This is a genomic window from Microbacterium schleiferi (assembly GCF_015565955.1).
Taxonomy (GTDB): Bacteria; Actinomycetota; Actinomycetes; order Actinomycetales; family Microbacteriaceae; genus Microbacterium; species Microbacterium schleiferi_A.
In genome coordinates this window covers 2,231,603-2,251,646 of record NZ_CP064760.1, presented here as the reverse complement: position 1 = coordinate 2,251,646, position 20,044 = coordinate 2,231,603, and the positions used below count along the sequence as shown (strand labels likewise).

20 protein-coding genes and 1 tRNA gene are annotated in these 20,044 nt (G+C 67.2%); 18 read left to right on the top strand and 3 right to left on the bottom strand.

Annotated elements, in window-relative coordinates; translation table 11 throughout:
* Window positions 1–32: 32 nt before the first annotated feature.
* The 13 genes from IT882_RS10910 to IT882_RS10850 all read left to right on the top strand — a co-directional run bounded on the left by IT882_RS10910 (window position 33) and on the right by IT882_RS10850 (window position 11,455).
* The gene (locus IT882_RS10910; protein WP_195694316.1) at window positions 33–665 is read left to right on the top strand and encodes a MazG nucleotide pyrophosphohydrolase domain-containing protein; all 633 of its coding nucleotides are present in this window, start codon (window positions 33–35) and stop codon (window positions 663–665) included.
* A gap of 31 nt (window positions 666–696) precedes the next feature.
* Window positions 697–1,947 carry a histidine--tRNA ligase gene (gene hisS, locus IT882_RS10905; RefSeq protein WP_229382394.1) on the top strand — a complete coding sequence of 417 codons (1,251 nt, stop codon included), beginning with the start codon at window positions 697–699 and terminating at the stop codon, window positions 1,945–1,947.
* 59 nt (window positions 1,948–2,006) lie between these two features.
* A complete protein-coding gene (locus tag IT882_RS10900; RefSeq protein WP_195691876.1) occupies window positions 2,007–2,840 on the top strand; it encodes an SGNH/GDSL hydrolase family protein in 834 nt (277 codons plus the stop codon).
* Between the two features lie 69 nt (window positions 2,841–2,909).
* Complete coding sequence (locus tag IT882_RS10895) at window positions 2,910–3,305, top strand: GntR family transcriptional regulator (RefSeq protein ID WP_195691875.1); 396 nt, start codon at window positions 2,910–2,912, stop codon at window positions 3,303–3,305.
* A complete protein-coding gene (locus IT882_RS10890; RefSeq protein WP_195691874.1) occupies window positions 3,302–4,324 on the top strand; it encodes a DUF1648 domain-containing protein in 1,023 nt (340 codons plus the stop codon). Before IT882_RS10895 ends, IT882_RS10890 begins: the two co-directional genes overlap by 4 nt.
* Window positions 4,321–5,298 (top strand): CPBP family intramembrane glutamic endopeptidase, encoded by a 978-nt coding sequence (locus IT882_RS10885; RefSeq protein ID WP_229382072.1) that lies wholly within the window; start codon window positions 4,321–4,323, stop codon window positions 5,296–5,298. The genes IT882_RS10890 and IT882_RS10885 overlap by 4 nt, the downstream gene beginning before the upstream one ends.
* Window positions 5,299–5,361: 63 nt before the next feature.
* Window positions 5,362–6,030 (top strand): O-methyltransferase, encoded by a 669-nt coding sequence (locus IT882_RS10880; RefSeq protein WP_195691873.1) that lies wholly within the window; start codon window positions 5,362–5,364, stop codon window positions 6,028–6,030.
* Between the two features lie 107 nt (window positions 6,031–6,137).
* Window positions 6,138–7,418 (top strand): phosphopyruvate hydratase, encoded by a 1,281-nt coding sequence (eno, locus tag IT882_RS10875; RefSeq protein ID WP_195691872.1) that lies wholly within the window; start codon window positions 6,138–6,140, stop codon window positions 7,416–7,418.
* Window positions 7,419–7,453: 35 nt separating this feature from the next.
* Window positions 7,454–7,987 carry an FtsB family cell division protein gene (locus IT882_RS10870; RefSeq protein ID WP_195691871.1) on the top strand — a complete coding sequence of 178 codons (534 nt, stop codon included), beginning with the start codon at window positions 7,454–7,456 and terminating at the stop codon, window positions 7,985–7,987.
* Between the two features lie 86 nt (window positions 7,988–8,073).
* The gene (locus IT882_RS10865; RefSeq protein ID WP_195691870.1) at window positions 8,074–8,625 is read left to right on the top strand and encodes a DUF501 domain-containing protein; all 552 of its coding nucleotides are present in this window, start codon (window positions 8,074–8,076) and stop codon (window positions 8,623–8,625) included.
* A gap of 41 nt (window positions 8,626–8,666) precedes the next feature.
* Window positions 8,667–9,923, top strand: a complete 1,257-nt coding sequence (locus IT882_RS10860) for a S8 family serine peptidase (protein ID WP_418887793.1) — start codon at window positions 8,667–8,669, stop codon at window positions 9,921–9,923.
* 23 nt (window positions 9,924–9,946) lie between these two features.
* On the top strand, window positions 9,947–11,329 hold the full coding sequence (locus tag IT882_RS10855) for an NAD(P)/FAD-dependent oxidoreductase (RefSeq protein ID WP_195691868.1): 1,383 nt from the start codon (window positions 9,947–9,949) through the stop codon (window positions 11,327–11,329).
* A gap of 53 nt (window positions 11,330–11,382) precedes the next feature.
* Window positions 11,383–11,455: transfer RNA gene (locus IT882_RS10850), tRNA-Leu, on the top strand.
* 386 nt (window positions 11,456–11,841) lie between these two features.
* Here IT882_RS10850 and IT882_RS10845 read toward each other — a convergent pair.
* On the bottom strand, window positions 11,842–13,191 hold the full coding sequence (locus IT882_RS10845; protein WP_418887792.1) for an IS30 family transposase: 1,350 nt from the start codon (window positions 13,189–13,191) through the stop codon (window positions 11,842–11,844).
* A 310-nt stretch (window positions 13,192–13,501) separates the two neighbouring features.
* Between IT882_RS10845 and IT882_RS10840 the strand changes: the two genes are divergently transcribed.
* From IT882_RS10840 to IT882_RS10830, 3 genes are all read left to right on the top strand, one after another.
* A complete protein-coding gene (locus tag IT882_RS10840; RefSeq protein WP_195691866.1) occupies window positions 13,502–13,807 on the top strand; it encodes a hypothetical protein in 306 nt (101 codons plus the stop codon).
* Between the two features lie 646 nt (window positions 13,808–14,453).
* Window positions 14,454–15,053: a potassium channel family protein gene (locus IT882_RS17105; protein WP_324253870.1), complete on the top strand. Its 600-nt coding sequence runs from the start codon at window positions 14,454–14,456 to the stop codon at window positions 15,051–15,053.
* Window positions 15,054–15,161: 108 nt separating this feature from the next.
* The gene (locus IT882_RS10830) at window positions 15,162–16,001 is read left to right on the top strand and encodes a DUF222 domain-containing protein (RefSeq protein WP_195691865.1); all 840 of its coding nucleotides are present in this window, start codon (window positions 15,162–15,164) and stop codon (window positions 15,999–16,001) included.
* Here IT882_RS10830 and IT882_RS10825 read toward each other — a convergent pair.
* Entirely contained in the window at window positions 15,985–17,331 is a 1,347-nt protein-coding gene (locus IT882_RS10825; RefSeq protein ID WP_228481089.1) for an IS256 family transposase, read from the bottom strand. The genes IT882_RS10830 and IT882_RS10825 overlap by 17 nt on opposite strands.
* On the opposite strand from IT882_RS10825, the gene IT882_RS10820 reads away from it, so the two are divergent.
* Window positions 17,330–17,968 (top strand): HNH endonuclease, encoded by a 639-nt coding sequence (locus IT882_RS10820; RefSeq protein ID WP_195691864.1) that lies wholly within the window; start codon window positions 17,330–17,332, stop codon window positions 17,966–17,968. The genes IT882_RS10825 and IT882_RS10820 overlap by 2 nt on opposite strands.
* An 85-nt stretch (window positions 17,969–18,053) precedes the next feature.
* A complete protein-coding gene (locus tag IT882_RS10815; RefSeq protein ID WP_195691863.1) occupies window positions 18,054–19,481 on the top strand; it encodes an AAA family ATPase in 1,428 nt (475 codons plus the stop codon).
* Here the strand turns inward: IT882_RS10815 and IT882_RS10810 are convergent.
* Entirely contained in the window at window positions 19,448–19,969 is a 522-nt protein-coding gene (locus IT882_RS10810; protein WP_195691862.1) for a hypothetical protein, read from the bottom strand. The genes IT882_RS10815 and IT882_RS10810 overlap by 34 nt on opposite strands.
* Window positions 19,970–20,044: the final 75 nt, after the last annotated feature.

Sequence of the window (20,044 nt, the reverse complement as noted above, 5' to 3'; positions counted from 1 at the left end):
CCGCCGACCCGTTGCGTCGTGCCGCCGACACGATGCGAGCCGTGCGCGACACGTGCGTGTGGACTCAGCAGATCGACCACCGCGACCTCGTCCCGTACCTGGTCGAAGAGAGCGCCGAGCTGATCGACGCCGTCGAGTCGGGCACGCGAGCAGACCTGCGGGAAGAACTCGGTGATGTGCTCTGGCAGGTGCTGTTCCACGCCGAGATCGCCTCTCGCGACACCGACGATCCCTTCGACATCGACGACGTCGCCCGCACTCTCACCGACAAGATGGTGCGGCGGCATCCGCACGTCTTCGCCGGTGAGACGGCCGAGACGCCCGAACAGGTGCTCGTGCTGTGGAATGCCGCGAAAGCGACGGAGAAGCAGGCGCGCACCAGCGTCTTGGACGGCGTGAGCGAGCGGATGCCGAGCCTCGCGCTCGCCCAGAAACTGGTGGGGAAGGCAGCCTCCCTGCGCTCGCCCGTGCTTCCGGCTCGCGGCGGCGCGGACTCGGCGTCTGCCCCTACCTCTGAGGCCGAGCTCGGTGACGCACTCCTAGCCCTCGTCGCGATCGCCCGCGAGCGGGGGTGGGATGCCGAGCGCGCGCTGCGCGAGCGGCTGCGCGTCCTGTCAGCAGACATCCGGACTGCCGAAGCTGCACCTGCCGACCTGGAAGAATAGCCCGGTGCCACCCGTCACCCCGCCGCGCGGCATGCGCGATTTCCTCCCCGCCGACAAGGCCCGTCGCGAGCGTGTGCTCGCTGTCATCCGCGAGCGTTACCGCGCGCACGGGTTCGACGAGATCGAGACGCCGGTCGTCGAGGACTACGAGCGGCTCCACGCCGGAATCGGCGGTGACAACGAGAAGCTCGCCTACAACGTGCTGCGCCGAGGGCTCGATGCCGACGGCATCCGCGCTGCAGCCGACGATCCGGCGGCGCTGTCAGACCTCGGCTTGCGCTACGACCTGACGGTTCCGCTCGCGCGCTTCTACGCGAGCCACCGTGCTGAGCTCCCGGGCGTCTTCCGTGCCGTGCAGATCGCACCCGTCTGGCGGGCGGAGCGTCCGCAGAAGGGGCGATACCGGCAGTTCGTCCAGTGCGACATCGACATCATCGGCGACGCCTCGGGGCGGGCCGAGGCCGAGCTCATCACCGCAACCCTCGACGCCCTCGACGCGCTCGGGTTGGAGGGCGGAATCGTGCGTGTGAACGATCGTCGCCTGTTGGACGCGATGCTCGAGCACTTCGGATTCCCCGAGAATGAACGCCCCGGCGTGCTGATCACGATCGACAAACTCGACAAGATCGGGGCCGAGGGCGTGGCTGCGGAGTTGCGGGAACGCTCGTCGACGCCGGTCGCGGTTGACGCGTTCGCCGCGTTTCTCGCGCGGGAGAAGGGAACCGTCAGCGGATTCGGTGAGGGGCAGATCCGGGCGGCGCTGCCCGATGGGCTGGCGGGGGAGGCGATCACATCGCTGGCTGCGATCGGCGCGGCCGTGGAGGCGGCCCGCGGCGGCGAAGCGCCGCTCGTCTTCGACCCGTTCCTCGTGCGCGGCATGGGCTACTACACCGGAACGATCTTCGAGATCGCGCATCCGCTCGTCTCGTACTCGCTGGGCGGTGGCGGACGCTACGACGGCATGATCGGCCGGTTCCTCGGCCAGGACGTCCCCGCCGTCGGGTTCTCGCTCGGCTTCGAGCGACTCGTCGACCTCGTCCCCGACGCGGCGGATGAGGACAGTTCCGCGGTCGTCCTCGTGCACGACCGTGACATGCCGGTGGCGGAGCTGGTCGGGCTCAAGGTGGCGTTGGTCGCGCGCGGTGACCGGGTACGGCTCGAACAGCGTCCGAAGAATCTCAAGACCCTCTTGGACCGGGCGAGCACCGACGGGTACACGCACTTCGCTGTGGTGCGCCCGGGCGCCTCGCTCGATGAGCTGGAGTTCAAGCCGCTGGGCTAGTTCACGACGCGGGCTCGTTCGTTCACCGGCGGTTCAATTCGGGCCAGTCAAATGGCGACATGAGCCGGATCTCGACCGGAGCCCTCGTGGTCGCCACGATGCTCGGCGCCATCGCCACGGCCTCCCTCGCTGCGCGTCTCGTGCTCGATCGCCAGGCGGCGCAGGCGCGGCGTGTGATCGGCAAACCGCTCGGCGAGGATGCGCTCGAGGCCGATCGGATCTGGCGCCGGAAGTTCGAGGGCGACCCGATCGACCTTCTCGTGCTGGGCGATTCGATCGCCGCCGGGTTGGGAGCCCAGCGGCGCAAAGAAACGCTGGGTGCGCGCCTCGCGATCGGGCTCGCCAAGAAGGCCAAGCGTCCCGTGCGGCTGCGCACCGCTGCCGTCGTCGGGTCAGAGTCTGCGGCGCTGCACGCTCAGGTGGCCGAATTGGCGGGCGACTATCGACCGGATGTCGCGGTGATCGTGGTGGGTGGAAACGACATCACTCATCGGGTGCCGGTCTCCACCTCCGTTCGACACCTCGTCGAGGCGGTTCACCAGTTGCGGGCGCGCGGTGCGCAGGTCGTGGTCGGCAGCTGTCCCGACCTCGGCGCGCTGCGCCCCGTTCCGCAGCCGCTGCGGACGCTCGGGTCACGGATGTCGCGACAACTCGCGGATGCCCAGGAGCAGGCAGCGGTCGACGCTGGCGCGTACGCGGTGTCGCTGCGCCACGCCGTGGGCCCGTTCTTCATCTCACAACCCGACGAGATGTTCAGTCTCGACCGGTTCCATCCCAGTCCGCTCGGCTACCGACGCACGGCCGAGGCGCTCCTTCCCGCCGTTGCAGGAGCGCTCGGGTACGGCCGCATGAGCGCGGCAACACGCCAGCCGCGGGTCGAGGTGCCGGTGTGAACGGAGAAGACACGCGCGAGAAACGACACCCGTCTTTCATAGTTGTTCTATGTGAACTAGAATAATGGGGTGCTGATTCGCATCGATCCGTCCCGCGAGACTCCCCTGTGGGAGCAGATCGCTGCATCGATGCGCTCCTCGATCGCGGCAGGGCGGCTCGGCGCCGGTGACCGCCTGCCCTCCGCTCGAGAGGTGGCGGCATCGCTCGACCTCAATCTGCACACCGTCCTTCGCGCCTACCAGCAGCTCCGCGACGAAGGCCTGGTGGATCTGCGCCGAGGGAGGGGAGCGGTGGTGACGGATGCCGCGAGCGCGCTGCGCGAACTCCACGACGATGTGCGTGCGCTGGCCGCTCGTGCGCGGCGTCGGGGGATCACCCCGGGAGCGCTGGCCTCTCTGCTTGCTGACGCCGAGACGCACGGCGGCGCCGACGACCTGTCCGACTCATCCGAGGAGACCTCATGACCGATTCATCGTCCGAACTCCGGCGCGCTCGCCGCGCTTTCGTGGTGTGGGGGATCGTTGCGCCCCTGGTCATGACGGCGGTTGCCGTCGGCATCCAGCTCATCGCGCTGCCGTCGCTGCCCGACCCCGTCGCGATGCACTGGGACGGCGCGGGAACGCCCGACGGGTTCGCCCCGGCCCGGGTTGTCCCGGTTCTCACGGCAACGCTCGGTGCAGTTCTCACCGTGTTGCTGGGGGTGTTCGCGTTCCTCGGGTCGCGACACGGGGAATGGGGGCCCACGCTCCGATTCCTCGGCGCCATGACACCCGCGACGGTCGGCGGCATCGGGACGCTGGTGACCTGGTCGCTTCTGATGCAACGCGGGCTGGAATCGGGTACCGATGCGCCGAATATCCTGCCCGCTGTGCTGGGTGCCGCGGGAGCGGGGCTGGTGATCGGCCTCATCGCCTGGTTCTCCCAGCCCGCTCTGACCGTCAGTGGCGGAACCCCTCCGCGCGGTACGGCGACGACGCTCGCACCCCTCGGCCCGAACGAGCGCATCATGTGGGTTCGGAGCGTCACCATGTCGGCGCCGGGGATGATCGTGCTGGTAGCACTCGTGCTCGTGTTGTTCGTCGCAGCCGCGGTCGGCTTCGTCGGCTCGGGGCAGGTATCCATCATCCTGCTGGTCGTGGGGGTGATTCTCGGCGGCCTGATCGCCGCGACCACGATGTTTCGGGTGCGAATCGATGACGAGGGCCTTCGCGTTACCAGCTACCTGGGCATCCCACGGTTCCGGATACCCCTGGCTGCGGTCAGTGAGGCGCGCGCCGTCTTCGTGAGTCCGATGGCCGACTTCGGCGGCTGGGGGGTTCGCATCGCGATCGATGGGCGCCGGGGAGTCGTGCTGCGGCGGGGCGAAGCGCTGGAAGTGACGCAGCACGGCGGACGCGTGTTCGTCGTCATGGTCGACGATGCCCAAACGGCATCAGACGTCCTGAACGGTCTGCGCGTGCGCGCGGGGGAGGTTGCACAGTGAACATCATCCGGGAAGACGGACACCCGTCGGCAGGCCCTACGGAACGCGTCAGATGGGCTCCCGTCGTCACCTTCGTTTTGCTTGCCTGTGGCTTGGCGTGGCTTACTGTGCTTCCGGCGTGGATCTCGGGGGAGGGACTGCGTCATCCGCTCATCGGTGTGATGTTGATCGGCATGATGTTCACGCCGACGTTGTCGATGGTGGTGACGATGCTGGTGTGGCGCGCGCCGGCGACAGAGCGGCTGCGCTTCCTGGGCATGTGGCCGCTGCGGCCCGCCCGCCGCGTCATCCTGATGCTGCTGATCGGGCTCGTCGCACCGATCATCGTGGTGACCGTGACCGTCGCCATCTCCGGCGCACTCGGCCTCGTGCAGCTCGACGTCGTCGGGCTCTCGGGATATCAGGCAGCGCTGGCCGCATCCGTGCCTGCGGGGACGGCGCTGCCGCCCGTCGGCATCCTGCTCGCCGCGCAACTGGTGTCGATCCCGATCGGGGCAATCGCCAACAGCGTGTCAGCGGCGGGGGAGGAACTCGGCTGGCGCGGCTGGCTGCTGCCCTCACTGCGGCCTCTCGGAACCTGGCCGGCGCTCCTGATCACGGGGGCCGTCTGGGGACTGTGGCACAGCCCGGTCATCTTGCTGGGCTACAACTTCAACCGGCCCGACCTCGTCGGGGTCGCGCTCATGGTCGGCGGATGCGTCGCCTGGGGCATCCTGTTCGGGTGGCTGCGGCTGCGCAGCGGATCGGTCTGGCCGGCGGTCTTGGCTCACGGCTCGCTGAACGCCGTCGGCGGGTTGGTCTTCCTGCTGATCGCCGCCGGCGCTGTTCCCGACATGGGCATCGTCGGGCCCCTCGGTATCGTCTCGTGGGTGGTGTTGGCCGTGGTCGCCGTCATCCTCGCCGTCACGGGGCAGTTCCGGCGTCAGCCTCCCCTGGCGCCCGCGAGACCCACGGTCCCCGCCCCGACGCCCTGATCGGGGCAGGGCGCACGAACGACTGCCATTGACCGGCTGGCGCGGGCACGATTTGCTGGAGGAATGGCGGACCCCACCCCCGAGGTATGGACGCGTGTCGACCACTACCTCACCGACACGCTGGTCGGCCACGACGCTGCGCTGGAGGCGGCGCTGACCGACCAGAGCGCGGCGGCTCTCCCCGCGATCGAGGTCGCACCCGTCAATGGCAAGTTCCTCCACCTGCTGGCGCGTATCGCCGGTGCGCGCCGGGTCCTTGAGATCGGCACGCTCGGCGGGTACTCGACGATCTGGCTCGCGCGGGCGCTGCCCGAGGACGGTGTCGTGGTCACGATCGAAGCCGAGCCCGCGCACGCCGAGCTCTCCCGCGCGAACCTCGCCCGGGCCGGAGTGGCCGGGCGCGTCGAGGTCCGTGTGGGCCGAGCGGCGGAGGTGCTCCCGACCCTTGCCGGTCAGGATCCTTTCGACCTCGTCTTCATCGACGCCGATAAAGAGTCGAACACCCTCTATCTCGATTGGGCGGCGCGGCTCGGCCGGCCCGGGACCGTTGTCGTGGTCGACAACGTCGGCAGATCGGGCCAGGTTGCAGACCTCGACGACAGCAGTAGCCAGGTCGTCGGAGTCCGCGCGGGGCTCGAGATGCTCCGCGATGATCCGCGATTCGACGCGACAGCTCTGCAGACGCTTGACCGCAAGGGATGGGATGGGATCGCGCTCGCCGTGGTGCGCTGAGTTTTTCTCCGCCGCCGGGGGCCTGTGGCGCAGCATCCGTCGTCACTAGACTCGATGTCGGACCGACGACGCTCCGACACACACCCTCCCAAACAAGGAGTCCTTTCGTGGCATTGATTGAGGCTGTAGGCGCGCGCGAGATTCTCGATTCGCGCGGCAACCCGACCGTCGAGGTGGAAGTCCTCCTCGACGACGGCACCGTTCAGCGGGCGGCCGTCCCGTCCGGTGCATCCACCGGCGCGTTCGAGGCGTATGAACTGCGCGATGGCGACAAGAGCCGCTACAGCGGCAAGGGCGTGCTCAAGGCCGTCGCTGCCGTCATCGACGAACTCGGTCCCGCCCTGGAGGGCGTGGATGCGAGCGAGCAGCGCATCGTCGACGAGATTCTCATCGAGACCGACGGCACCGACAACAAGTCGCGCTGCGGTGCGAACGCGATCCTCGGCGTGAGCCTCGCCGTCGCCAAGGCCGCGGCCGACAGTGCCGACCTGCCGCTGTTCCGCTACCTCGGCGGACCCAACGCGCACGTCCTGCCTGTGCCGCTGTTCAACGTCATCAACGGCGGCGAGCACGCCGATAACGGCATCGACTTCCAGGAGTTCTTCCTGGCCCCCATCGGTGCCGAAACCTACGCGGAGTCGCTGCGCTGGGGCACCGAGACCTACCACGTCCTCAAGGGCGAGCTGAAGGCTGCGGGCTTCGCGACCGGCCTCGGCGACGAGGGTGGCTTCGCCCCCGACCTGCCGAGCAACCGCGAGGGCCTGGACTTCCTCATGAAGGCGATCGAGAAGGCCGGCTTCACGCCGGGCACCGACATCGCCGTGGGTCTGGATGTCGCGGCCACCGAGTTCTTCTCGGACGGCGTGTACACGGTCGAGGGCAAGCCGTGGACCGCCGCGGAGCTCACCGACTACTTCGCCGACCTCGTCGCGAACTACCCGATCGTCACGATCGAGGACGCCCTGGCAGAAGACGACTGGGACGCCTGGAAGGCGCTCACCGACGCGATCGGCACGAAGGTGCAGCTGGTCGGTGACGACCTGTTCGTGACCAACCCGAGCCGTCTGCAGCGCGGCATCGACCTCGGCGTCGCCAATGCGCTGCTGGTGAAGGTCAACCAGATCGGCACGCTCTCCGAAACGCTGGATGCCGTTTCGCTGGCGACCTCCAACGGCTACCGGTCGATGCTCTCGCACCGCTCGGGCGAGACCGAGGACACCACGATCGCGGACCTCGCAGTCGCCGTGAACTGCGGTCAGATCAAGACCGGTGCGCCTGCTCGCAGCGAGCGCGTCGCAAAATACAATCAGCTTCTGCGCATCGAAGAAGAGCTCGGCGACGCGGCGGTCTTCGCCGGTCGCGGTGCCTTCCCGCGATTCAAAGGCTGATGCGCCCGAACTGACCTGACGAGAGGGGAGCCGCGATGACGAATCCGGCTCCCCGTTCTCGTTCCCCGCGGTCTCGGTCAGCGCGCCGCGTCGACGTACGCGGGTGGCTCGGTGGCATCCGGCTGTCGGGCTTCATGGTGATCATGCTGGGGCTCGTGGTTCTTGCCGCCTTCGTGCTGGTTCCCACCGTGGGCACGTACCTCGAACAGCGGCAGCGGATCGCCGCGCTCGAACAGGCAGTCCAGGTCACAGAAGACGAGATCGCGGCGCTCGAGACCGAGAAAGACCGCTGGCAGGATCCGGCCTACATCACGACGCAGGCTCGTGAACGGCTCTACTACGTGCGCCCCGGCGAGGTGGTCTACCTGGTCGACGACGACCTGCCCGAGTCGGCGATACCCGCCGAGCAGGCGCCGGTGAGCGACGAGGTCGTGCAAACCACGACCGACTGGATGTCGCAGCTGGTCCGGTCGATTACGGCAGCGGGTCTGGCGAAGACCGCTGCCCTCCCGGTCATCGGCGTTCCCGACCCCACGCCCGAGCCGACGGAGCCGCCGGCGACGCCGTGATCACCGTTGGGTGGAAACAACCCGCGGATCCGCCTCGCTGACAGACACGCAGCCGGACTTCAGCACCGGGTCGGTAGCCTGGAGGTGTGTCCAGGCCTCCGTACGCTCCCGTCACCGAGGCCGAACTCGCCGTTCTGCGCACGCAGCTGGGTCGTCCGGCCCGCGGTGTGCTCGGGATCGCCGCGCGGTGCACGTGCGGAAATCCGACCGTCGTCGCCACAGCCCCGCGACTTCCCGACGGCACGCCGTTCCCGACCTTTTACTACCTGACTCACCCGGGCGCCACGGCGGCGATGTCGGCGCTCGAGGCTGACCACACCATGCACGAGCTTGCCGATCAGCTCGAGGCTGACGAGGACCTCGCAGCCGCCTACCGTCACGCCCACGAGAGCTACCTCGCTGATCGCGGACAGTATGGAGATCCCGAGGAGATCGCGGGAATCTCGGCGGGAGGGATGCCGACACGGGTGAAGTGCTTGCACGCGGTGCTGGCGCATTCCCTGGCGGCAGGACCGGGGATGAACCCCATCGGCGACCGAGCGCTCGCGCTCTCGGAATGGTCGCCGGATCGATGCGTATGCGCGGACCCCGGCGCCGCGTCTCGTCCCGTCGACGCGGTCTCCGAGGAGCTCGCGTGAGCGCCGCGGTGGCAACGCATCGCCGCCGCCCCCTCGTTCGTATGGCGGCGATCGCGGTCGCGGTCACCGGGATGCTCGCCCTCCCGGGGTTCACCGTCCCGCCTTCGCCGTCGCCTTCGGTCTCCGATCCGCTGCGCGCGATGGAGTACTGGCTCGACGATTACGGCATCCGGGACGCGTGGCAAACCTCCACGGGTGCCGGCGTAAAGATCGCCATCATCGACACCGGGATCGGCAAAGGACCCGCCGAGTTCTCGGGAGTCGTCGGCGGCACGGATGTCTCCGGTCTCGGCTCGCCGGACGGGCGTACGCCCGTCGGTGCGCGCGACCCCGATCACGGGAGCTGGGTGGCATCCCTTGCCGCCTCGCGGGGGACGAGTCCCGATACCGGCATGCTCGGTGTGGCGCCGGATGCCGAGCTCCTGTCGATCTCCGTGGGGTTCGGGGTATCGGCATCCGTGCCTTTCACCGAGCAGATCGCTCAGGCGATCTATTGGGCAGTCGACAACGGTGCCGACATCATCAACCTCTCGTTCACGACGAACACCCCGGACTGGGATCGCAGCTGGGACGACGCATTCATGTACGCCTTCGACCACGATGTGGTTGTGGTCGCGGCCGCGGGAAACCGGGCGAGCGGCACGGGTGTTGTCGGCGCACCGGCGACGATTCCCGGCGTGCTCGTGGTCGGCGGAGTGGATCCGCGAGGGCGCGCAAGCCTGGATGCCTCGACCCAGGGCATCACGATCGCTGTCGCCGCGCCCAGCGAGAACCTCCTGGGGGTTTCCGCCGACGGCACCGTCGTCCAGTGGGACGGCACCAGTGGCGCGGCGCCTATCGTTGCGGGCGTTGCCGCGCTCGTGCGGTCCGCCTATCCCGACATGGATGCCGACGATGTCATCAACCACATCATCCGCACCGCGACACCTCCGGCCGGGGTTACTGACCTTCCCGACCCGCTCTATGGGTACGGCCTGGTGGATGCCGAGGCCGCGGTGACGGCATCCGTGCCCGCCGTCAACGAAAACCCCCTCGGCAATCTGGCGGAATGGATCACCATCTACCGTCGAGCCAATCTCATCCCCGATCCGCAGCCGACCGTCCCGCCGGCCGCGGTGGAACCGCTGCCGCCGGTTGAGCAGCAGGCTGCGGGTTCGCCGCTCTTGCCGAGCACGGACTCCCTGCTTTACGGGACGGTCCCGCTGACGGCGGCGACGGTCGCGGCTATACTGGTGGCGCTCGGCGTCACCGCTGCTGTCCGACGCATCCGATTGGCGTCCCGCGCGCCCCGCCGCTGACCATCTCAGGAGTTCTCCCCATCGTGAGCAACACCACGCCCAGGATCCTTATTGTCGGCGGAGGGTATGCCGGCTTCTACACGGCCTGGAAGCTCGAGAAGCATCTTCGCCGCGGCGAAGCAGAGGTGACGATCGTCGACCCGCTTCCGTACATGACCTACCAGCCGTTCCTTCCCGAGGTGGCTGCCGGTTCCATCGAAGCGCGCCATTCGGTGGTGTCGCTGCGTCGCCACCTCAAGCGCACGCGTGTGGTCACCGCGAAGATCACCGGCATCGACCACGCCAACAAGGTCGCGACGATCACGCCGTCGATCGGCGAGCCGTGGCAGGAGGAGTACGACCAGATCGTCGTCACCGCCGGCGCCGTCTCCCGGACCTTCCCGATCCCCGGGATCGCGGACAACGCGATCGGCCTGAAGACGATCGAGGAAGCCGTCGCGATCCGCGACAAGCTCTTCTCGAACTTCGACAAGGCTGCGACCCTTCCCCCCGGACCGGAGCGGGAGCGCCTGCTCACCGTCGTCGTCGTGGGCGGCGGGTTCGCAGGCATCGAAGTTTTCGCGGAGCTGCGCTCCATCGCATCCGCCCTGCTGAAGAAGTACCCCGAGCTGAGCTTCGAGGAGACCCACTTCCACCTCGTTGAGGCGATGGGCCGAATCATGCCCGAGGTGTCGCTGGAGACCAGCAAGTGGGTGATGAAGTCGCTCGGTGAGCGCGGCGCAGCCGTCCACCTCGACACCCAGGTCACGGGAGCGGTCGGCGGCAACGTCGAGATCTCCACGGGTGAGGTCATCCCGAGCGATCTCATCGTCTGGACCGCCGGCGTCATGGCCAACCCCACTGTCGTGCGCGGCAGCGACCTGCCGGTCGAGGAGCGGGGCCGCATCCGTACGCGTGCCGATCTGCGCGTGGGCACGGATGAGGAGATCGTTGAGGGCGCGTGGGCGGCGGGTGACGTCGCGGCTGTACCTGACCTCACCGGCGCCGGCGTCGGCGGATACTGCGTTCCCAACGCGCAGCACGCCGTCCGTCAGGCCAAGCTCATGGCCAAGAACATCACCGCTGTCCTGCGCGGCGAGCTTCCGGTCGAGTACGTGCACAAGAACCTTGGTGCCGTCGCGGGTCTCGGTCTCTACAACGGTGTCTTCCAGTCGGGCAAGCTCGCGCTCAAGGGCTTCATCGCCTGGCTCGCGCACCGCGGCTACCACGGCCTGGCGATGCCGTCGTGGGAGCGCAAGTGGCGCGTCATCTGGGGTTGGTGGAACAACCTGTGGCTCGGTCGCGACATCGTGAACCTCTCGACTGTGCAGCATCCGCGCTACGTGTTCGAGGAGTTTGCGGCGCGCCCCAAGCCCCCGGCAGCATCGGCGGAACCGGTCAAGACGCCCGCGGGCACCAAGTCCTGACGCAGCCCATCGCCGGCGCCCTTGCGGGGTAGCGTGGGATCGCCGATATCGGCGCCCCCGTAGCCCAATGGCAGAGGCAGGCGACTTAAAATCGCTCAAGTGTGGGTTCGAGTCCCACCGGGGGTACACGGCACCGTGCCGCGCGCAGCGCGGCGGGGTGCCGTGTTGCTTTGGTGGGCGAGAGTCACACTCGGGCCCACGCCGCCGGAGGCTCCGCGCGGTGCGGAGCGGCGCGTGGAGTGGCGGTGGGGCGGGGTTCGAGTCCCACCGGGGGTACTGCTATTCCCCGTAATTTCAAGGGCTATCGGCCCCTCTGGCTTCTGCTGGCGGGGGCCACTCGCTATTTACTCGCTGTTTATCCGGAGATTCGGGGCATCCGGAACCACTCGCCATCGTGTGCAATACTGTGCCCATGGAGCGGGCGACCTGGCGCGAGGTGCTTCGAGAAACCGAGCCTGCAGCCGGCCTTCCGGAATTGTTCGACGAACTCGAACGTTCTGGATGGACTGGGTTCAATCGGTCGTTGCAACACCGGGTTGTTGAAGCGAGCGTAGCTGCTCCTCGAACACCTCGGCCGGGGTCTTCCAGTCGAGGCTCTTGCGGGGACGGTTGTTCAACGCGAGAGCGACTGCTTCGAGGTCTTCCGCTGACCATCGTGAGAGGTCCGTGCCCTTCGGGAAGTACTGACGCAGCAACCCGTTCGTGTTCTCGTTCGTTGGCCGCTGCCAGGGCGAGTGGGGGTCGGCGAAGAACACCTTCGTGCCCGTCTCAAGCGCGAACTGGGCGTGCGCGGAGAGTTCCTTGCCACGGTCCCAGGTGAGTGTCTTGCGGAGCTGTTCGGGAAGCTTCGTCATCGACGCGATGAGCGCGGCGTTCATCGCGACAGCGCCGTAGCCGCCCAGCGCGGGACCGTTCTTGACCGGCGGTGTCTCGCCGTAGCCTTCCAGCCGCGGCAGATGCACCAGCAGGGTCGAGCGGCTCTTGCGCTCAACGAGTGTGCCGATCGCGGACCGGCCCGTGCCGATGATCAAGTCGCCCTCCCAGTGCCCAGGAACCGCGCGGTCCGCGGCCTCCGCGGGCCGTTCGGAGAACACGACATCCGCGGTGACATGCCCTTGCGGTCGGTTCTGTGCTCGAGCCCGTGGCCGCCGGAGTGCGCGGCCGGTTCGCAGGCAGGTGACGAGCTCGCGCCCCAGCGCGCCACGACCCTGGACGAACAGCGACTGGTAGATCGCTTCGTGACTGATGCGCATGGACTCATCATCCGGGAAGTCGACCTTCAGCCGGTGCGAGATCTGCTCCGGGCTCCACGCGGTCGCCCACCGTCGGTCCTGCCGGTGCGGTTTGTTCAGCCCCTTCCATACCGGCGGTTCCGGCCCAACGACGATGCTGCCGTCCGGCCTGCGGACCTTGCCGGCGAGCCGCTCCTGGACATACTCGCGCAACCTATCGTTCGTCGCGAGCCTCGCCGTCTTCGGGCGCTTCGCCGCTTGCTGCGCCTTCCATTGCGCCACCAAGGCCCGGTACTCCGGCTTCCCGCCACGGGTGGCCGCGTTCCGGCGCAGCTCGCGGGAGATGGTCCCCGGGTCACGGCCGATCCTGCGTGCGATCTCACGCACCCCGATCTGCTTGGCGCGCAGCAGCGCGATCTCCTCGCGCTCCTCGAAGGACAGGTAACGACCGGTGGGCTCGGCCAGTGAGATCGGTGGCATGCCGCCAGCGTGGCGAAACCAGCGGCTCCCCACCGGCACAGACACGCCCACTTTCAGTGCCGCCTCGGCCGTGTTGATGCCCGTCGCGATCAGACGCCAGAACTGCCGTTGCACCGCCCGAGACGGCTCAGGCCGCCCAGGCGAGCGCATCGGCGGCCGTAACGCGCGATCCGCGCGCCACTGGCGTCGAGCCCCTTCAGGAACCTCGCTCGTCTTCGCAGACCAGTACTTCGTCGCCATCGCGCAACACCTCCATGATCAAGGTGTTGCGACGACCAGTTGAATCCGCGTGGTATGCGCGCACGCGTGTCGGCTCCCACGGCATCCGATTCTGGCCAGACGAGGGCCGCGCACGCCAGTTCATTGTGGACACCCGATACCCGCTAAATGCGCATAAGCTTGATAGTTACCGTGAGCACACGGGACTTCCGTTGAAGATAGAGATCGAAGGAGGGAAACGATGATCCAGGGCATCGGTATCGAAGTCACGTTCGAGCCGCCAGTACCGTTCACCGACGAGTGGTTGGATGCCGTCTACATCTCCCTCGAGAAGAACATGGCGATCGTTAGCATCGACATGTTCGTCGACGAGGCGACCGGGAAGATTCGGTTCACGCTAGGCATCGACAACGCATTCGAGTCCGAGGAATTCTCCGAGGATGTTGCGAGGGACGCGATGGAAAAGGCTTTTGCCGACGCGGCGGGGCCGAACGTCGTCAACGAGAAGAACGAGCTGACTGCGAGCAAGGTCGCCGTCTTCGCCTGAGCAACCACGCGAAAGCCCCCTCCGCCCAGACCCCACGATTCGTGGTCGCCGGGAGGAGGGGGCTTTCGTGTGTCGCCTAACCGCTGCGCTCACCGAAGGCTTCGAGCGCCCCGGTCGCGTCGGGCCCGATCGCGAGGGGCCGCACGTAGTGCTTCCGGGTGACAGTGCTTCCCGACGTGCGGCGAGCTGTTCGCCGGCTACCTCGATCCCGTACTCGTCGCGAGGGCGTGTGGCAACAGCCTTTCGCAGCAACCTCGGCGTGATCGCGGCGTAAGCGGTGCAGGCCAGCGCTTCGCGCCAATTGCGGCGCAGGTTGTGTGGCCACCGCAGCGTTCCCACCGATGAGGGGAACACGAGCTCGCCGTACGAGTCGACTCGTCGCCGGGTGAGGATGTCGGCGGCGTACTCCGGAAGCTTCAGGGTGCGCGTCCAAGGGTCGGTTTTGGGGTGCTCCTGGATGAAGACCTTGCCGTAGGCGTCGAGCGCGACGGTACCGACAATGCTGACGGTGCCATGAGGCGGGCAGCGCATCGAGGTCGACGAGCTGCCACCGGAGCGCGAGGATCTCCGACGTCCGGGCGCCAGTGCCCGTGTAGAGGTTGCCTACGCGGTCAAGATCGTCTATCGCCCAACGGGTGTGGTCGACGTGGCAGCGGAAGCGACGCTCTGGATAACGTGGGGGCTGTTCGCCATCGATTACGTGGTGCGTCTGGTGATCGCCGAGAACCGGTGGAAATGGTTCTATCGGCATCTGATCGACCTTGCGATAGTGGTGCTTCCGATGCTCCGCCCGCTGCGACTGATGAGGTTCCTCACGATCCTTGCCCTGTTGAATCGGGGCGCCGGTACTCGGCTTCGCGGAAAGGTGGTCGTGTACACCGTCGGCGGAACAGTGCTGCTGGTCCTTCTCGCAGGACTCGTGGTGCTCGATGCCGAGCGGGGGAGTGGCGGAGATATCCAGAACGTCGGAGACGCAGTGTGGTGGGCGTTCGTCACGATCACGACCGTTGGGTATGGCGACTACTTCCCGGTGACGCTCACGGGTCGGGTCGTCGCTGTCGGGCTCATGATCGGTGGCATCGCCCTGATCGGTGTCGTCACAGCGACGCTGGCTTCGTGGATTGTTGAGCGGGTGTCCGACGACACTCAGCGAAAGACCCACGCGACGGAGGCCCAGGTCGAAGAGCTTCGCGACGAGATCCGCGAGCTGAAGGCGATGATCCAGGAGCTGCGGCCCGCGCTGTAGGCCTTGTGATGTCGTCCACACGGCATGGCTTGAAACTCACGTTCCACGCCAATCACCGACGAGGTGCAGGGGCGGTCTCAATGTCGTACCCCCTCGTAGTGTCGGGGTATGGAAGCAGTCGGCATGGGTGGGTCGGGCGGGTGGCCTGAGGCTCTGGATGCTGGCGAGTTTGTCTATGAGCATGACGTGGTCGATGCCGATGGTGAGGCCGGGTGGGTTCCGCCCCAGCCGGATGCTGTTGCCCTTGTTGTTGAGGTTGCTGATCTGGAGGCGGTGTTCGCCGCGCAACGGTTCGCCCGGGTGGATGCTTTGCGGCTTGAGGCTTTGGATGATGTCACCCGGTACGGGGGTGGGTCCCGGGAGTTGGTAATGCGCTCCCTGCGCCTGGAGCTCGCCTCTGCTCTGCGGATCACGGAGAACGCCGCGGGGATGATGCTCTCCCGAGCCGAATCACTCGTTCACCAGTACCCGACCGTGTTGGAGTCGCTGTCTCATGCGGGGGTGACGGTGCGGCATGCGGAGATCCTGGTCGATGACCTGGATGTTCTGGACCCGGTGGTTGCGCAGGGTCTGGTGGGGCGGGCTTTGGGGTTGGCGGAGTCTTTGCCGGTGGGGTCGTTTCGGCGGGCGCTACGGCGGTTGATTGACCGGGAAACCGCCCCGACGTTGACCGAACGTCACCAGGTGGCGGTGCGGGCCCGGCGGATCCTGGTGGAACCTGCCGGGGATTCCATGTCGTGGGTGCACGCGTTGGTTCCGTCGGTAGAGGCGCACGCGATCTATACCCGGGTGACACAGCAGGCTGTTGTGATCCGTGACCACGACCGCGGCACCACCCGCGGCGGAGAACCTGGTGGCGGGTCGGCACGGACTCTGGATGAGATTCGTGGGGCTTGTCAAGTCTTCTGTGTAAGCGGGTTGGTGTTGGTGGTTAGAGGTAGGGGGTGATGCGGTCGGGGTAGGCGAGTGCGAGTTGTTCGAGGGCTTGTTTCCAGTTCGTGGTCACGTTGCCCTCGATGAGTCGGCCGGAAGCTTTTCGCTGGCTGGAGGGGCGCCCGCGTTCCTTCTCGCGTTCTCGGGCGCGCTTGTCTTCGATGTCGCAGATCGCCAGCCAGAGCAGCTTGACCGCGGCGGCGTCGTTGGGAAAGTGACCCCGCGATTTCGTCACTTTCCGCAGCTGGTAGTTCAGCGACTCGATCGCGTTGGTGGTGTAGATCACGCGGCGCAGCTCGGGCGGGAACGCCAGGAACGGGGTGAACCGGTCCCAGGCGTCCTGGAACGTCTTCACCGCCGAGGGGTAGCGGCGGCCGAGCTCGGAGTCGCTGAACGCCTCGAGCGCTTCGAGCGCGGCGTCCTCGTTCACCGCGGTGTAAATCGGTTTCAGCGCGGCGGCGACGGCTTTGCGGTCTTTGTAGTTCACGAACCGCATCGCCGCGCGGATCAGGTGGACCACGCAGGTCTGCACGGTCGCTTGCGGCCACGTCGCCGCGACCGCCTCGGGAAATCCGGTGAGCCCGTCGGTGCAGACGATCAGCACGTCGCGGATGCCACGGTTGGCAAGCTCGGCGCAGACCGATGCCCAGAACTTCGCGCCTTCGGTGGCCTGCACCCAGATACCCAGGACGTGCTTGATCCCGTCCATGTCGACCCCGACGGCGATATGCGCGGCCTTGTTGCGCACGTGACCGCCGTCACGGATCTTCACGATGATCGCGTCGAGATAGATCACCGGATACAACGCTTCCAATGGGCGGGTCTGCCACGCGAGGACCTCGTCGGCGACCTGGTCGGTGATCTTCGAGATCGTCTCATGGCTGAGCTCGGTGCCGATCGTGTTCGCGAGATGATGCTGGATATCGCGGATGGTCATCCCGCCGGCATAGAGCGAGATGATCATCCCGTCCAGCCCATCCAGCCGGCGCTGCCCCTTCGGGACGAGCATCGGGGTGAACGACCCGTTCCGATCCCGCGGGACCGATAGGTCGATCTCACCGATCTCGGTCGACACCGTCTTCGGCGTCGTGCCGTTGCGGGAGTTCGGATACAGCGACGCTTCCGCATCACCACGCTCGTACCCGACGTGCTCGGTCAGCTCCGCGTCCAGGCCCCGCTCCAGCGCGGCCTTCAGCATGCCACCGAGCAGCCCCTGATCGCCCGTCAGCGGGGTGCCGGCATCGATCTTCGCGAAGATCTCATCCATCGCACCCGACGACTTCAACTGATCAGCGAGCTCCTTCTGCCGACGCCTGCGCTCCTCGCGCTCCGGACTGATAGCCATGGTCTCCATGATGTTCTCCTTCGAGGTGAACCCCACTCACACAGACCATCTGACACCCCCGATTCGTGCTGACGTGTTCTGCGACCTCCTGATTGACGGGACGGTGGCCCAGCACCCGAAAGCTGCGCGGGGGATCCGCGCAACCGTGGTTGTCACCGTCCCCGCCCTCGCGCTCCTCGGCGTCGAGGGGGTGACCGATCCGGCGGAGGTGGAAGGGGTTGGTCCGATCCCCATCGAGACCGCCCGGGAACTAGCCGGTAACGCGTCGGGGTGGATGCGGGTACTGACCCACCCCGAAACCGGTGCCGTGGTCAGCGTCGGGCGCACCCGGTACCGACCACCACCGGAACTGACCAAGCTCGTGACGTGGCGGGCTGACCGGTGTATGGGTCCGGGGTGCGGGAAACCCGCCTCCCAGTGCCAGATCGACCATACGGTCGCGTGGAGTGACGGTGGTGAAACATCCGTGACGAACACGGCACCGCTGTGCCAAGGGCACCACACGGTGAAACATCACGGCGGGTGGGTGATCACCCACCTCGGCGACGGGTCTCTGGAATGGGTGTCCCCGCACGGGCGCCGCTACATCGTCCACCCAGAGCGACGGATGCCCACCTTCTACCCCAACGCCGCCTGAACGCGGGATGCCGCCTCACCTCCGTCACCACCGTCACGACCGCCACCACCGTCGCCACCGCAACGGCTGTGAAAGAGTCGATGGCATGTTGGCTGACGATGACCGCGAACTGATGCGAGCTGTATCTGAGTACCTCCGACACGTGAACGAGGTGAGTAGTCGTGAGGCGCTCTCGGTGCGAACACCGCTCGGTGACGTGGTCAGCGAGCACCTGGGCGTTGATGCATCTCAGGTCTCGGTGCTGGTCGAACGGATCGCAGATCACCGCATGGTCGATGCGGATCTCGCATTGAACGCGATGGGCGCGGCCGGTGGGCGCCTGATCGGCGTCACCGGCGCCGATCAACGACACCACCAGGGGCTCGCTGAGTGGGTGACGAACCCGCACGCACGCTACGCGCCCGGTCCCGTGGACTACATCGAACGGGCAACCGGTCCGGACACGAGTACCCGGGTGGTGTCGCTCGGCGTACGGCTGTTGACCTTCGAGGGCACACCGATCGTCGTCGCGCAACGAGCAGCCGCACCCGAGTTCGGGCGGCAGACCGGGCAGCTGGAGGTGCTGTGCGCGGACGAGAGCGTTGTTCCCTCGTTCTTCGACGCACTGCGTCGTCTGATGGTTGAACACAGCGTGCTCCGCGGACAGGTCTTGTCGTTCCAGCCGACCGAGTTCGGCCGCGATGCCGGTGCCACGTTCGTCGCCCGCCCCACTGTCGCGGCCGACGAGGTCGTGCTCGCCGAGGGTGTCCTTGACGAGATCGCGCAGCACGTCATCGGTATCGGCCGCAGCAGCACGGCACTTCGTGACGCGGGGCAGCACCTGAAGCGCGGCGTGTTGTTGTACGGTCCGCCCGGAACGGGCAAGACGCTGACCGTCCGCCACCTGCTCACCGCAACGCCGGATGTCACAGCTGTCGTGCTCACAGGATCAAGCATCCAGTTCGTGACCGCGGCTGCCGAGATCGCGCGGACCTTCCAGCCCGCGATCGTCGTTCTCGAAGATATCGACCTCGTCGCGATGCAGCGGCATGGCTCCCCACAACCGTTGCTCTTTGAGGTGCTCGATGCCCTCGATGGGCTCGGTGGGGACGCCGACGTCGCCTTCGTCATGACGACAAACCGTGTCGACGTGCTCGAACGTGCCCTCGCCGAACGCCCGGGGCGTGTGGATCTTGCGGTCGAGATTCCCCTCCCTGCCGCGCAGGAGCGTGGCAGCCTCTTCCGACGGTATGCCCGAGACCTGTCGTTCAGCGACGAGACGCTGACGGCGGCAGCTGACCGAGCCGAGGGAACCACCGGCTCCTTCGCGAAGGAACTGATGAGGCGCACGGTGCTCCGCGCGATCGGCGAGGGGCGCGAGCCGGGCGACGCCGACCTCGTCGCCGAACTCGAGCGTCTATTGGGCTCACGCCAGAAACTCACCCGTGCAATGCTCGGCTCCGGTGACGGCGACCTCGCCGACCAGCCGCCGCACGAGGATCAGTCAGCGAGCTTCGGCTGGTTCAGTTCCTGACGCCCAGCGTCGCGCTGAGGGATGATGCTCAGAACAACAGCGACCGCGAGCGCGAGGGCGCTGACGCCATACAGCACGGAGCTCCAGCCCGAATGGTCGGCGCCAGAGGTGAGGTAGGTGTCGGCCAACGCCATCCCGGGGCCGAATGACGCGATGAAGGAGGCAGGAGCCCCGAACGCGAGCAGCACGGCGTACCCGATCCCGGTCGCGCGAGCACCGACCCGTGGCTGACGGGCCAGCAGAAACATGAGGAGGACGGCCAGCGCCGGCCCGAGACTCAGAAAGGCCAGCACGAAGGGAGTGCCGAGCGACTCGCCGGCCTGAGCGAGATCGGCGTGGATCTGCTCGAGGGACGTGCCGGGCGCTACCGCAAGCGGATTCAGCACCAGGATCTGAACGGCAGCCAGCGTCGCGTACAGAAACACGAGGACCGTTCCGAGCACGGCGACGAGGCTGACGCGAACCGATGAGCTGCGGGATGCCGTCATGGGAGCACCCTAACTCGCCGACCCGACGTGCGCCTTCGCACGAGCACACGCACGTCAGCCCCGAAGGTGCACCAC

What these genes read in the sequence shown, in the direction of transcription:
- hisS (WP_229382394.1), top strand. Translation starts at nt 697, where the DNA reads ATGCGCGATTTCCTCCCCGCCGACAAGGCCCGTCGCGAGCGTGTGCTC.
- IT882_RS10820 (WP_195691864.1), top strand. Translation starts at nt 17,330, where the DNA reads ATGGTCTCCATGATGTTCTCCTTCGAGGTGAACCCCACTCACACAGAC.
- IT882_RS10825 (WP_228481089.1), bottom strand. Translation starts at nt 17,331, where the DNA reads ATGGCTATCAGTCCGGAGCGCGAGGAGCGCAGGCGTCGGCAGAAGGAG.
- IT882_RS10830 (WP_195691865.1), top strand. Translation starts at nt 15,162, where the DNA reads ATGGAAGCAGTCGGCATGGGTGGGTCGGGCGGGTGGCCTGAGGCTCTG.
- IT882_RS10880 (WP_195691873.1), top strand. Translation starts at nt 5,362, where the DNA reads ATGGCGGACCCCACCCCCGAGGTATGGACGCGTGTCGACCACTACCTC.
- IT882_RS10870 (WP_195691871.1), top strand. Translation starts at nt 7,454, where the DNA reads ATGACGAATCCGGCTCCCCGTTCTCGTTCCCCGCGGTCTCGGTCAGCG.
- IT882_RS10910 (WP_195694316.1), top strand. Translation starts at nt 33, where the DNA reads ATGCGAGCCGTGCGCGACACGTGCGTGTGGACTCAGCAGATCGACCAC.
- IT882_RS10840 (WP_195691866.1), top strand. Translation starts at nt 13,502, where the DNA reads ATGATCCAGGGCATCGGTATCGAAGTCACGTTCGAGCCGCCAGTACCG.
- IT882_RS10900 (WP_195691876.1), top strand. Translation starts at nt 2,007, where the DNA reads ATGAGCCGGATCTCGACCGGAGCCCTCGTGGTCGCCACGATGCTCGGC.
- IT882_RS10845 (WP_418887792.1), bottom strand. Translation starts at nt 13,191, where the DNA reads ATGCGCTCGCCTGGGCGGCCTGAGCCGTCTCGGGCGGTGCAACGGCAG.
- IT882_RS10810 (WP_195691862.1), bottom strand. Translation starts at nt 19,969, where the DNA reads ATGACGGCATCCCGCAGCTCATCGGTTCGCGTCAGCCTCGTCGCCGTG.
- IT882_RS10860 (WP_418887793.1), top strand. Translation starts at nt 8,667, where the DNA reads ATGGCGGCGATCGCGGTCGCGGTCACCGGGATGCTCGCCCTCCCGGGG.
- IT882_RS10815 (WP_195691863.1), top strand. Translation starts at nt 18,054, where the DNA reads ATGTTGGCTGACGATGACCGCGAACTGATGCGAGCTGTATCTGAGTAC.
- IT882_RS10890 (WP_195691874.1), top strand. Translation starts at nt 3,302, where the DNA reads ATGACCGATTCATCGTCCGAACTCCGGCGCGCTCGCCGCGCTTTCGTG.